Here is a 13,471-nt window from a genome sequence, read left to right on the forward strand (position 1 = left end):
ACGTGTTACTCACCCGTCCGCCGCTAAGCACCGAAGTGCTCCGCTCGACTTGCATGTATTAGGCACGCCGCCAGCGTTCGTCCTGAGCCAGGATCAAACTCTCCATAATAGGTGAGACTTTGATCTGCAATCAAAGATCCCTATGAAGCCCCAAAAAGTGAAGTGAACCTCCGAAGAGAATTCCGATTACTTTTCGGGGACCCCGTTAAGGGTCAGACGATTGCTCGTCCTTATATCTGAAAGCTGAATAGCTCATTGACTTACTAGCGAGATTAAAATAATCTCTTTTTTTGAACGATTTCTCGTTCGTGCTTACTCACTCGTTGTTCAGTTTTCAAAGATCAATTTCTTTCCTTCACTGCCGTGTTACCGAAGCAGCGAAAAGTAATATACCATGTCGAAATTTGATTTGCAAGCATTTTTTTAAATTCTTTTTTCGACATGTTTCTGAGTGCTATTTAACCTGTCTTTGAACGACAGATTAGCAATATACCATGGTTCCAGAAGGATTACAACCTCTAAATAGACTTTCACTTCCACGAAAAAAAGAACAACGCTGTATTGCTACAACATTGTTCTTCCCTTATATAGCTATTTCAGTGTAGCACTCACCCTTAATACTAGCTTGTAAATACGGAAGATGTCCCATAAGCCAAAGGAATTGCGGCCCCAATCATCAGGATAGGCCCCCACCAAGTGAAGAAGGAAATCCCCAGACACAGGCTAATCAGGATCAGTGCAGGCAGTACTAGTATAGGTGTCGATAATTGGAGAGCTTGATGTTTCGCTGTATCCTGGATAGGAAACAGGGTTAGAAAGGGTGATCTTAATTCGTCTTTACAGAATGATTTTCTCCAAAATACCAACGCGCATGCAGCAACAATCCAGATCACAATTTTCAGAGGTCCCGGCATTATGAACATTGCCGCACTGATCAGAACCGCAAATTGGATCGTTTGCTTCCACTGCGTGCCATTTCTGAAGAAGGATTTTACCAACAAATCAGCGATCCCGTTACCGGCGCCTTTTCCCTTAAACAAGCGTTGCGAATTTTTGAAAAATAAAGGGCGTTTGCGCTTCGGTTTTCTTTTCCGCTCCGTAACACGAATTAACATTAAAGATACAATCCGCATCCGCGAGTCTCTCTCTCTGGCGATATCAGCGAAGAAAGCCCCTTTCTCTTGCAAACGCAGTTTACTTACAACCATAGCCAGTACGAGAAGTAGTAACAGAATCGCCCAAATATAAAGCGCGTTCTGACTGATCACTGCGACCAGTTCTTGAAATACGAAGAACAGCCCTGCAAAAGCAACAATCCGCAGTATCCAAAGGAAAATCCCCTGCATGCGAAGGGCTACCAGCTGGCGAAGCAAGCCTAGATTAATTTTCAGCAGATAGGTAAGCAACCACAAGACAATAATCTGAGGCGCACGAAAGCCGTACGTCTGAACAAGCAAAGGAAGAAAAACGAGCACCAATAGAAGTGTTGTAAACCCCTGCAGCACAAGGGAGTATCGATGTCCAAGACGCATGAGATGCTGAAACCATCTCTGGTTCTGCCGAAGGAACAGCTGATCGCTTTCCTCTACAAAATACCGTATCGTTCCGAACCAAGTGAACAAATAAAAGACCGTGCCCACTAGAAACAACGTGAGAAAGCTGAACCAAGCAGGCTGTGTAGCCCACCAAGAGTAATATTGATAACCAGCCACAATGATCAGCGGAATGACAAAATAGATCGCAATAACCCAATCCACCGCCATGCGTAACGCTTTATACTGAAATAACCAATCCGATCGAACCCGCCGGGCGAAAAGCTGAAAGCTATTTTTCAAAGTACGGTCCCCCTCTCTAAAGTAAGGAATGGAAGCAGTCGAATAATGGCGCATCCGGCATGCCGCTTTGTTCTTGAATGTCCTTCAGGGACCCATTAGCCACCAATCTGCCGCCTGACAGAAGCACAAATGAGGTGCAAATGCGTTCTGCTGTATCTAAAACATGGGTGCTCATTAGAATCCCGGCACCCCGCTTACGTTCCTCATCCAACATCCCTATGAAATCTTTGATGGCCTTCGGATCCAATCCAATGAAGGGCTCATCAACAATATACACGTCCGGTTTATTCAAAAAGCCCAGGATCAGCATGATTTTTTGCTGCATCCCTTTGGAAAATTTGCCTGGCAATTGATGCTTCTCATCCAGCAGTCGAAACCTGTGCAAGAGATCATCCGCACGCTCCAGAAATACCGTTCGATCCAGTTCATAAACGGAAGCAGCGAATTCCATGTGCTCCCACAACGTCAACTCATCATACAGAATAGGATGCTCTGGAATATAAGCGTAGCTTTTTCGCTCACCCATAAAAGAGATTTTCCCTTTGAAATCCTTCAACAAACCTAGGATGCTCTTCATCGTCGTGCTTTTGCCAGCTCCATTGGGACCTAACAGACCTACAAGTTCACCTTGCCGCACCTCAAAATGAATGTTTTTTATAATATCCGGAACCTCGTCATAACCAGCCTGATCAATATGTACGTCTAATACAGCTAATCGTTCTTCTGACATTACAATCACATTCCCTTCTACCCTCATCCTATATAACGCATCTTTACATTTCTACCGCTTTTTTTCAAGCTATCAATCCCCGATGTATATATTTCTATGATTTGGTCAAATCTAGTATCTATTACTCTATCAATTCTTCTACTAACAAAAAGGAGGTGCTGCATATGAAGACTGACATGAAAAAGAACGTCCTGCTCAATCGCTACCATTTTCTAATGTGGGCAAAAACTGGCGACATTTTGTATCTGAAATTAATCGGAACCGCCATGTCTCATTAATTGAACTCATACCTATCAGCCAAAGCCGTTAAGGGTCATGTCCCTTCGGCCTTTTTGCGTTACCACGTCATATTCATCTCCCACCGGCATAAAATGTTAAGTGAACCAAGAAACCATCCTTAGCGCGAGGGGGGTGTACATCATGTCCGGGCAGAACGAGCATGGGTCTGCATATTTTGAAAAAATGCTGAATATCATTGATGTCGGTGTTCATCTCATTGACCGTGAGGGAATCACTATTTTCTATAATGATAAGATGGCGGAAACAGATGGGCTGAAGCGTGAGCAGGTTGTCGGGAAAAACTTTTTTGAGCTGTTCCCCTCTCTAACCAACGATACGAGCACTTTCATGAAGGTTCTGCAAACGGGTATAGAACTCCGCGAGAAAATCCAAACGTATGTCAGCGTCACTGGCAAAAGAATCACCACAATTAACAGTACGTACCCGCTTCTGGAAAACGGAGAGATTATCGGTGCCCTAGAGGTGGCCAAAGATATTACAAGCATCGTTCATCTCCATGATCAAATTCTAGACCTTCGGCATCAAATTTACGAGTCCCCCTCCAAAGATAAGAAGATCACGAGCGCCGCCCGCTATCATTTCAGCGATTTAATTGGCAGTAATGAGGCCTTCCTTCAGACAATTTCCTTTGCTAAAAAAGCATCGCGTACAAGCTCGCCTGTTCTCATATGCGGCCCTACCGGCACGGGCAAAGAATTAGTGGCCCAGAGCATCCATAATGCCGGAGCTCGCAGAAGCCGTCTTTTTATTGCGCAAAATTGTGCAGCTGTCCCCAACGAGCTCATGGAAGGCATCATGTTCGGAACGGCAAGGGGCGCATTCACAGGGGCAATTGACCGTGCGGGCTTATTTGAGCAGGCAAATGGCGGGACGCTTTTGCTCGATGAATTGAACAGCTTGGATCTAGTGCTGCAGGCCAAACTGCTGCGCGTGCTGCAGGACGGGCTTGTTCGCCGGGTTGGTGGGACAAAGGAGCAGCAGGTGGATGTCCGGATCATTACGGCTATGAACATTGATCCTAAGGAAGCCTTGGAAAAAGGGCTCTTGCGCAGCGATCTTTTTTACAGGCTGAATGTGGTAAATCTAACGCTTCCTCCGCTCGCTGAGCGCAAAGAGGATATTCCGATTTTGACGAATCATTTTATAGATACATTCAATGACCTGTTTGGCATGAAAATTACGGGCATAGCGCCAGCAGCCCTGCAGCGATTGCTCGACTACCACTGGCCGGGAAATATCCGCGAGCTGAGCCATGCGATTGAATCGACCTATAATATGATGGAGCTGGAGTGCGAAATCATTGAAGAAGCTCACCTTCCCGCTTCAATCACGGGGAACCACTCACTGCGGTATGAAAAGCAGTACGAGGCGGTGATCTCAACCGGTTTAACCGATAAGGTGAAGCAGCTGGAAAAAGAAGCGATTGTGAACGCGCTTGCCCGCCACCAGTACAATATTACTCTCACCGCTCAAGCACTCGGCATCAAGCGCCAAGCCCTGCAATATAAGCTTAATCGCTACGGCATCGTGAGAAAGCCTTAGTCCGTCCGACTCCGCAAGGAGTCTTTTTTGCGTTTTCTGGTGTCTTGAGGAAATGTTGGCATGCTTTTTGCATCTTCTATTACTGAGCAAACATCATCACTGGAGGTGCCAATATGGAACGACGTCACTGGAAACAAGTTGCGCTATGGAAAAACGTCACGGATGCGCAGTGGAATGATTGGCTTTGGCAGCTGACACACACCATTCGTTCCTTGGATGATTTGAAAAAAGTCGTGAATCTAACCCCTGAGGAAGAAGAGGGCGTTCGCATCTCAACGCAAACGATCCCTTTGAATATTACGCCCTACTATGCATCCCTGATGAATCCTGATGATTCGAGATGCCCGATTCGTATGCAATCTGTCCCTGTTTCCGCCGAGTTGCTGAAAACAAAATATGATCTGGAGGACCCTCTACACGAGGATGAAGACTCTCCCACGCCTGGTTTAACGCATCGTTACCCGGATCGGGTGCTTTTCCTGGTTACTAATCAGTGCTCCATGTACTGCCGTTACTGCACGCGCCGTCGATTCTCAGGTCAAGTGGGCATGGGCGTTCCCAAAAAACAATTGGATGACGCCATTGCGTATATCCGGAATACGCCTGAAGTGCGCGACGTTCTGCTTTCTGGCGGGGATGGGCTGTTGATCAATGACAATATTTTGGAGTATATATTGAAAAATTTGCGGGCGATTCCCCACGTCGAAATCATCCGGATCGGTACGAGGGCACCGGTTGTTTTTCCGCAGCGGATTACGGAGCACTTGTGTTCCATTATCAAAAAGTATCATCCCGTCTGGCTCAATACGCATTTCAATCACCCTTTGGAAATGACGGAAGAAGCGAAAAAATCATGCGCTATGCTCGCCGATGCGGGTGTTCCGCTTGGCAATCAGTCGGTGATCCTGGCCGGCATCAACGACAGCACCTATATTATGAAGAAGCTCATGCATGATCTTGTAAAAATGCGCGTGCGTCCTTATTACATTTACCAATGTGATTTGTCCGAAGGCATCGGCCATTTCCGTGCTCCGGTATCCAAGGGGCTTGAGATTATCGAAGCGCTGCGCGGACATACTTCCGGCTATGCGGTGCCAACCTTCGTTGTTGATGCTCCCGGAGGCGGAGGTAAAATTGCGCTCCAGCCGAACTATTTGATCTCGCAGAGCCAAGATAAGGTTATTTTGCGCAACTACGAGGGCGTCATCGTGGGGTACCCAGAGCCCAAAAACTATGTGCCGGGCCGGGCGGATGAGTATTTCAATGAAATCTACGGTGTTGAGAAGCAGCCTGAAAGCACAGGTATTATCGCGCTGATGAAAGATGAAAAATTCAACTTGGTGCCAGAAAATTTGCACCGGATCGGCAGAAGAAAAGCCTACTCGGCGGCGCCAGAGCATGCCTCTTTGAAGGATCGCCGGCCAAAGCGGGATGAAATGAAGGATAAGCTGATGAAGGCGCAGCAGAAGGAGAGCAAGGCTGGCGGTGCGGAAGGCAGCCCGCCGGAGGCGCTAAGTGAGGGTAAGGAGCCTAGTGCGGAGAGCTGAGGCTAGTGCGAGTGACGGAGGAGCTTAGTGCGGAGGGCGGCGGCGTGGCGTGAGTGCCGGAGGAGCTCAGTGCAGAGGGCGGCGGCGTGGCGTGAGTGACGGAGGAGCTCAGTGCGGAGAGCTGAGGCTAGTGCGAGTGACTGAGGAGCTTAGTGCGGAGGGCGGCGGCGTGGCGTGAGTGACGGAGGAGCTCAGTGCGGAGGGCGGCGGCGTGGCGTGAGTGCCGGAGGAGCTTAGTGCGGAGGGCGGCGGCGTGGCGTGAGTGACGGAGGAGCTTAGTGCGGAGGGCGGCGGCGTGGCGTGAGTGACGGAGGAGCAGTGGCGTGCGGGGGCGAGAGCGTAGAGCGAGCGGTGAGCAGACGCGAGGCGGCAAGGTGCGAGGAAGCGCAGAAAGAGGATGCGCAAGAGAACTATGGTCCGCTATTCTGCAAGAAAGCGGCTTTGCGTCGTGTCTAGGGGAACTACGGGACGCTATTCTGCTGTTTCCGGCTGAAATCCAGGCATTTCAGGGCAAATAAGGCCCTGTAGTTCCCTCAGATGCCGAATTTGGCAGATTTCGTTCAATTAGCGCCCTGTAGTTCCCCTGCACGCGCAAGTGTTGCTGTATTGCTCCAGAATAAACAATGAAGGGGATGCCGGTCGGCTCCCCTTCATTGTTTATGGAAACGGACAGGCCCACGCTACTTTTTAAAACAAATCAGCTTCAGCTCCGTCAGCTCTTCCACGGCGTATTTCACGCCTTCGCGTCCTGTGCCGCTCTCCTTAACGCCGCCATACGGCATTTGGTCTACGCGGAAGGTGGGAATGTCATTAATCATAACGCCCCCCACCTCCAACGCTTCGGCAGCAGCGAACGCTGTCCGAATATTTTGCGTATAGATCCCCGCTTGCAGGCCGTACCGGGAGTCATTAACCAGCCCTATCCCCTCCTCGACGGATGCGATCTTATTGATCATCACAACGGGAGCAAACGCCTCCCGGCAGGAGATGCTGCTCGCAGCTGCAACATGAAGCAGGACTGTCGGATGAACGACATTCCCCTCCTTCTTGTTGCCGGTTGCGACAACAGCGCCGGCTTGTTCGGCATCCGCAATCCACTCCAATGCCCGCTGCGCATCGCGCGGAGCGATGACAGCCGACACATCCGTCTTGAGATCAAGCGGATCGCCTAATTGAAGCAGCTCCGTCTGCTTGACGAACTTCCCCACAAATTCGTCAAACAGCTGCTCATGCACATAGATCCGCTGAATAGAGATGCATACCTGGCCAGCATAGGAGAAAGCCCCTGTAACTGCCCGCGCGATCATGCTATCCACATCCGTCCCTTGATCCACAATGAGCGCAGAATTGGATCCTAATTCTAAAATCACTTTCTTGAGACCTGCCTTACTTCGTATGGCAATCCCGACCTCCGGGCTTCCCGTGAAGGTCACTGCCTTCACTCTCGCATCCGTTACCAGCAGATCGCCAATAGCGCTCCCGCTGCCAGTTACAACGTTCAGCGCCCCTGCGGGTAGCCCCGCCTGCTGCAAAAGCTCCGCCAAAAACAACGCAGACAGCGGCGTTTGTCCTGCCGGTTTCAACACGATCGTGTTGCCCGCAGCAAGTGCAGGACCTACCTTATGCGCAACCAAATTCATCGGAAAGTTAAACGGTGTTATCGCCGCAATAACGCCCAATGGCTGGCGGATCGTATACGCTACACGATCCTCCCCGCCAGGCGCTGCATCCATCGGAATCGTTTCGCCGTGAATCCGCTTCGCCTCTTCAGCAGCAAACTTGTACGTTGCGATGGTTCGCTCCACTTCAACCCTTGCCGTTTTCAGCGGCTTAGCTGCTTCAAGCGCGATAATTCCAGCGCACTCATCCGCCTTCTCGCTTATCAAAGCCGCAAGCCGCTCTAATATCGCAGCGCGTTCATGTGCCGGCATACGCGCCATCAAAGGTCTGGCACGTTCAGCGGCCTCCAGTGCTTGCTGCACTTCTGCGGCTCCTGCGTAGGCAATCTCGGCAATTTGTTCACCGCTATAAGGTGAGAATAAGGGCCGATATTCGCTGGCTTCTACCCACCGGCCCTCTATGAATAAATGCTTTTTCATGCGGTTTCCCCTTTTCTAACCGCCGCAAGCCCTGAACGCTGCCTCCAGCACATCAAGGCCCTCAGCAAGCTGTTCATCCGTGATCACTAGCGGACTTAAGATGCGAATCACATTTCCGTATATGCCTGCGCTCATAACGATTACGCCATGCTGATGCGCCTCCTGCAAAATCCGAGCCGTGAGCTCCTTATCCGGTGCTCGGCTCACAGGATCTTTCACTACCTCAATAGCACTCATGGCACCCAATGTGCGTACATCTCCGATGAAGCTGAGTTCCTGCTGCAGCCGTCCAAAACGCTCCATGACCGCTTCGCCAATCCGGGCAGCCCGTTCGACCAGTCGCTCAGCCTCCAGCATCTCAATGACCTGCAGAGCAGCAGCGCAGCCAAGCGGGCTGCCGCCATACGTCCCCCCAATTTCCCCAATGCCGGGGGCATCCATAATTTCTGCCCTGCCGGTCACGGCGCTTATGGGCAGGCCAGCCGCAATGGATTTGGACATCGTCATGAGATCCGGCACAACGCCGTGGTGCTCCATGGCAAACATTTTACCCGTACGCCCAAAACCTGTCTGCACTTCATCAGCGATAAGCAGAATACCGTATTTCTCGCAAATGTCTTTGACTCCCTGAATGAAACGTGTGGAAGGGATGACAAAACCCCCTTCACCTTGAACCGGCTCCAGAATCACGGCAGCGACGTCCTCGCCCGGAACCTCAGCCAAGAATAAATCATCAAACCTCTGCAGGATGTAAGCATCAAGCTCATCCACGGACATGCCGCCCGGGGCACGGTAGTAGTAGGGATAAGGCATTTTATAGGTGTCGGGGGCAAAAGGACCGAAGCCATTTTTATAAGGCTTCACTTTGCTCGTGAGCGACATCGCCATGTAGGTTCTCCCGTGAAAGCCGCGCTCAAAAGAAATAATGGCTTTGCGCCCCGTATATTTGCGTGCGATTTTCACTGCATTCTCAACAGCCTCCGCCCCGCTGTTCAAGAAAAACGTTTTTTTCGCATGGTCGCCCGGCGTCAATTCGTTTAATTTCTCAGCAAGAGCGACATAGGGCTCATACATCATCACATGAAAGCACGGGTGCAAATAGTTGTCCAGCTGCGCCTTCAGCGCTTCCACCACTTTGGGCGGACAATGGCCCGACATTTAAAGAGCCGATTGCCCCAGCAAAATCGATAAACGTATTCCCATCGACATCGGTGAGCAGGGCTCCTTCCCCTTTTGCCGCAAAGGTAGGCACGGTATTGAACGGCCCCCGCGGAATGCTCGCCATACGCCGCCCCAGCAGCTTCTCAGCTTGCGGCCCCGGCAGAGAGGTCTTCATTTCAATGTACTTCGTCCTTCTCTCCTGCGCATCCATCGCCTATCCCTCCATTCTGTCAAAACCGCACCAGTCAATCAAGGTTAGCGCGATAATCTCAGCAGCCGTGAACACATCCTCCAGCACAATATGCTCATTCGGGTAATGCGCCACTTGCGTAATCCCCGGGCCAAAAACAATGCAAGGCGTGTCGCCCAGCTGCGTTAGCAAGCCGCCGTCCGTACCCCAAGGCGATGCTTCGATGACGGGCTCTTCTTGTTTTACCTTACGGAATTGCTGCATAAGCACTTGCATCAAAGGGTGCTCAGGGTCAACGCTGCCCGGAACCCATTGCGCCCCGAACCACTCCAGTTCAGGCGGATGCTCTGCAAACCAAGGATCAACCTCCTTCAGCTGCTCCAACCACTTCAGCATTTCCTCCTTGGCATCTTGCAGCATCTCCTCAGGGGCAACCCCCATGCGGCCCTCCAGTTTAACGGTATCTGGAACAGACGAAGGCCAATTCCCGCCTTGAATGACACCCAGATTAATGGGAATCGGAATCGGGTTGTTGGCGTACAACGGATCTGTGACTCGGGCATTCCTCTCCTTCTCAAGCTCTAGGATATGCTGAATGACCTTGACGCTTTTCTCGATAGCGCTAACGCCTTCGTACCTTGTTCCGCCATGCGCCGAGCGTCCTTTGACTTCAATTCGGAACCACATCGAGCCTTGCTGCTTGGGGAAAATGCGGAAATTCGTAGGCTCCGGAATCAGAGCTGCGTCAGCCCGGTAACCTCTTAGGATGGCTGCCAGCGTCCCAGACCCGCCGCTTTCTTCTTCCACAACGCTTTGAAAAATAACGTCGCCCTTCAGCTTCAGCCCTAGACCCTGAATAACCCCAAGAGCGAGCAAGAGCGCTGTATTGCCGCCTTTCATATCCGTTGATCCACGTCCATACAGCTTGCCGTCAACCACTTCACCGCTATAAGGATCGTGCGCCCACTGATTCCGCTGGCCTTCCGGCACAACGTCCACATGACCGTTCAGCAGGATCGAGCGCCCCCCTCCTGTTCCCTTCATAACCCCAACAACATTGGGACTGCCCGCAAAACGGCTCCGTGGTGAACAAAAATACGGATGATCCGCAAGCTCCTCTCCGTCCGGCTCCCACATATCCACATCCATTCTCATGCCCCGCAGCTGATCGGCAACAAGCAGTTGAACCTCCTTCTCGTTGCCTTGCGTGCTTGCAATTCGGACCATTTGCTGCAGCAGTGCGGTTCCTGCGTCACGATGACGCGTGATCCACGCATGAATTCGCTCTGGCAGTTCAGCCTTCGGATTCGGCAAAGGAATTCCCTCCTTATGGTTATGGTTCGTTTTCCACTATGGAATGTAGGCAATTTGCTCAGGAATGATCAAAGCCGCTTCGGTATGGCGGACAACGTCATCAACGGTATAAGGAGACATAATCTCCTTCAAAAGCAAGCCATTTTCGGTCACTTCCATCACAGCCATTTCCGTAATAATCAGCTTCACGCAAGCCCTGGCGGTCAGCGGCAAATCGCACTCCTTCTTCACTTTGGATTCCCCCTGCCGATTGACATGGTTCATGAGCACGATGACTTTCTTCGCTTTTTGCGCAAGCTCCATCGCCCCGCCGATGCCAGCCACCCGCTTGCCAGGCACGATCCAATTCGCCAAATCTCCGCGTTCGCTGACCTCCAGTGCCCCAAGGATTGTAATATCAATGCAGCCCCTGCGAATCATGGCAAAAGCAATAGAACTGTCACAATAGGAGGCTCCGTCGACAATCGAGACTGGATACCCGCCCGCGTTGCAGAGGAACGCATCTTCCTCCCCCGGGTTCGGGGCTCCGCCTGCAAATAAGATGCCATTTTCAGCATGGAAAACAATCTGAACACCCTCCGGCACATAGTCCGCAACCTGGGTTGGGATGCCAATTCCCAAATTGACGGCCATACTGTTCTTTAATTCCTGAGCGGCCCGCTTCGCTATTCGGTCACGGTTTTCTTTTCCCATACCCATTGCCAATTCACTCCTTTGCTGAGGATGACCATATCGACGAAAATGCCCGGTGTGACAATACTTTCGGGATCCAGTGCCCCAAGCGGCACAATCTCATCGACCTCGGCAATGGTAAATGTCCCAGCCATCGCCACGAGGGGATTGTAATTTCTACCGCTTTTATCATAGACAAGATTGCCATAGGGATCTGCCTTCAAAGCATGAACAATCGCCACATCAGCCGTCAAAGCCGGCTCCACCAAATACGTCCGCTCATCGATCGTTATCGTCTCCCTGCCTTCTCCCATCATCGTTCCGACGCCAACGTCCACCAAAATGCCCCCGAGGCCGACGCCGCCTGCCCGAATTTTCTCCGCCAGCGTGCCCTGCGGGTAAAAGACAACCTCCATGGAGCCATCCTCCATCATTTGACCAGCGTTAGGATTGGAACCGATATGGGAGGCAATCACCTTTCGCACCCGTCCAGCGGTCACCAAACGGCCAATCCCGATATGAGGAAAACCGGTGTCGTTGCCGATAATCGTTAAGTCTTTGACCCCTTTGTTTAAAATGCCATCAATCAGCGTCGGAGGTGTGCCGATACCGCCAAACCCGCCGTACATGAGCGTGCAGCCGTCATTAATCGCATGAAGCGCCTCTTCCAAGCTCTTCACTTTGCTCAGCTCAGATCTCTCCATCCTTGCCACCTCCTGCCGACTCTCTAGTCAACTCCTCCATGACTTCCTGAATCGCTTCCTCCAAAAGCTGTACGAGCTGATCGATTTCCGCTTCCGTAATGACCAGAGGCGGCGCCACAATAATGGCGTCCCCAGCCCCATCTATAGCGCCGGCTGCGGGGTAAACGAGCAAGCCTTTTTGAAAGGCTATGTCTATGATTCGGGAAGTGATGCCCGCAGCAGGCGGAAACATCGTTTTATCGTCCCGATTCCGAACGAACTCAAGGGCCAGAAGGAGGCCTCTCCCCCTGACATCGCCAATAATTTCGAGGCGATCCGCCATTTGGTGCAGCTTAGCTAGCAGATAAGCTCCCATACTTCGAGCTGACTGAGCGAGTTGATGCTTCAGGGCGTAGTCCAGCACAGCCAGCGAAATAGCAGCCGACTGCGGGTTGGCGCTGTAGGTGTGGCCAGCCATAATGCTTTTGGAGCCGGCCAAGATTGGCGCCATCACATGATCCTTGACCAACGTGGCAGCCATTGGTGTGTAGCCGGCACTTAAACCTTTTCCCAGCGCTATCAGATCAGGCTCTACGCCTTCGTGCTGCATGCCAAACATTTCACCCGTACGAGCAATCCCAGTCATCACCTCATCGGCGATAAATAAAATTTCATAGCGATCACAGATCTCCTTGATTTTCTTAAAATAGCCCTCCGGCGGCACAATCGCCCCTCCGGCAGCCCCAACTATGGGCTCCGCAATGAAGCCGGCGATATGCTCAGCACCGATTCGTTTAATCGCTGTTTCCAAGTCGTCTGCGCACGCCAGCTTGCAAGAAGCTGCGTTCATCTTGAACGGGCACCGGTAGCAATAGGAAGGGGCTACGACCGGGAAATCCTCTAATAGCGGTATAAACCGCCGTCGCCTAAGTACGTGGCCGGACATCGAAAGCGCGCCCATAGTGATGCCGTGATAGCTCATCCTGCGTGATATCACCTTGTTCTTTCCAAAGCGGCCCTTCTCTTGCCAGTGCTGAATGGCAATCTTCATCGCCGTTTCTGTCGCTTCGGAACCGCTGTTCACGAAGAAAGCCCAATAGTCGCCCCCTGGGGCCAAATCGCTCAGCCTCTTCGCCAATTTCTCTGCCGGTTCACTTGTGAACTGTGAACGGTATACGAAAGATACCTTGCTCGCTTGCTCCATCATGGCATCGATGATGTCCTGCACGCCGTGCCCGATGCCGGCTGTCACTGCCCCTGACGATGCGTCCAGATAGGCCTTACCTTGCTCATCGTAGAGGAACACCCCTTTTCCATATTGAACCGTGGGATAAGGATGATCCAAAACCGGCTTGATTAAATGCTCCCGCTCCATAAGGCACCCCCCGCTGATCAGCC

General features: G+C 51.5%; 10 protein-coding genes, 1 rRNA gene and 1 pseudogene. 3 read left to right on the forward strand and 9 right to left on the reverse strand.

Translation table 11 applies throughout. The features are described from left to right. The 3 genes from AC58UW_RS31980 to AC58UW_RS31990 all read right to left on the reverse strand — a co-directional run. A 16S ribosomal RNA gene (locus tag AC58UW_RS31980) occupies nucleotides 1-109 on the reverse strand; the annotation flags it as partial. A 511-nt stretch (nucleotides 110-620) separates the two neighbouring features. Continuing rightward, entirely contained in the window at nucleotides 621-1,835 is a 1,215-nt protein-coding gene (locus AC58UW_RS31985; protein WP_497424548.1) for an ABC transporter permease, read from the reverse strand. A 16-nt stretch (nucleotides 1,836-1,851) separates the two neighbouring features. Then, complete coding sequence (locus tag AC58UW_RS31990) at nucleotides 1,852-2,565, reverse strand: ABC transporter ATP-binding protein (protein WP_497424549.1); 714 nt, start codon at nucleotides 2,563-2,565, stop codon at nucleotides 1,852-1,854. Between the two features lie 420 nt (nucleotides 2,566-2,985). Here AC58UW_RS31990 and AC58UW_RS31995 point away from each other — a divergent pair, with 420 nt between their 5' ends. The 3 genes from AC58UW_RS31995 to AC58UW_RS32005 all read left to right on the forward strand — a co-directional run bounded on the left by AC58UW_RS31995 (nucleotide 2,986) and on the right by AC58UW_RS32005 (nucleotide 6,410). After that, nucleotides 2,986-4,407 (forward strand): sigma-54 interaction domain-containing protein, encoded by a 1,422-nt coding sequence (locus AC58UW_RS31995; protein WP_497424550.1) that lies wholly within the window; start codon nucleotides 2,986-2,988, stop codon nucleotides 4,405-4,407. 113 nt (nucleotides 4,408-4,520) lie between these two features. Continuing rightward, nucleotides 4,521-5,954 carry a lysine 2,3-aminomutase gene (gene kamA, locus AC58UW_RS32000; protein ID WP_497424551.1) on the forward strand — a complete coding sequence of 478 codons (1,434 nt, stop codon included), beginning with the start codon at nucleotides 4,521-4,523 and terminating at the stop codon, nucleotides 5,952-5,954. A 300-nt stretch (nucleotides 5,955-6,254) separates the two neighbouring features. Continuing rightward, nucleotides 6,255-6,410 (forward strand): hypothetical protein, encoded by a 156-nt coding sequence (locus tag AC58UW_RS32005; RefSeq protein ID WP_497424552.1) that lies wholly within the window; start codon nucleotides 6,255-6,257, stop codon nucleotides 6,408-6,410. 224 nt (nucleotides 6,411-6,634) lie between these two features. Here the strand turns inward: AC58UW_RS32005 and AC58UW_RS32010 are convergent, their stop codons facing one another. The 6 genes and pseudogenes from AC58UW_RS32010 to AC58UW_RS32035 form a co-directional block, all read right to left on the reverse strand. Beyond that, on the reverse strand, nucleotides 6,635-8,053 hold the full coding sequence (locus AC58UW_RS32010; RefSeq protein ID WP_497424553.1) for an aldehyde dehydrogenase family protein: 1,419 nt from the start codon (nucleotides 8,051-8,053) through the stop codon (nucleotides 6,635-6,637). 15 nt (nucleotides 8,054-8,068) lie between these two features. Further along, nucleotides 8,069-9,425, reverse strand: a pseudogene (gene gabT / locus AC58UW_RS32015) (4-aminobutyrate--2-oxoglutarate transaminase). 3 nt (nucleotides 9,426-9,428) lie between these two features. After that, nucleotides 9,429-10,718, reverse strand: coding sequence for a peptidase (locus AC58UW_RS32020; RefSeq protein WP_497424554.1), 1,290 nt, complete (start codon nucleotides 10,716-10,718; stop codon nucleotides 9,429-9,431). 36 nt (nucleotides 10,719-10,754) lie between these two features. After that, nucleotides 10,755-11,417 carry a 3-oxoacid CoA-transferase subunit B gene (locus AC58UW_RS32025; RefSeq protein ID WP_497424555.1) on the reverse strand — a complete coding sequence of 221 codons (663 nt, stop codon included), beginning with the start codon at nucleotides 11,415-11,417 and terminating at the stop codon, nucleotides 10,755-10,757. Next, nucleotides 11,384-12,094 (reverse strand): CoA transferase subunit A, encoded by a 711-nt coding sequence (locus tag AC58UW_RS32030; protein ID WP_497424556.1) that lies wholly within the window; start codon nucleotides 12,092-12,094, stop codon nucleotides 11,384-11,386. The genes AC58UW_RS32025 and AC58UW_RS32030 overlap by 34 nt, the downstream gene beginning before the upstream one ends. Beyond that, nucleotides 12,081-13,448 carry an aspartate aminotransferase family protein gene (locus tag AC58UW_RS32035; RefSeq protein ID WP_497424557.1) on the reverse strand — a complete coding sequence of 456 codons (1,368 nt, stop codon included), beginning with the start codon at nucleotides 13,446-13,448 and terminating at the stop codon, nucleotides 12,081-12,083. Before AC58UW_RS32035 ends, AC58UW_RS32030 begins: the two co-directional genes overlap by 14 nt. Nucleotides 13,449-13,471 lie beyond the last annotated feature (23 nt).

The sequence above is a fragment of the Paenibacillus sp. J22R160 genome (assembly GCF_059692135.1).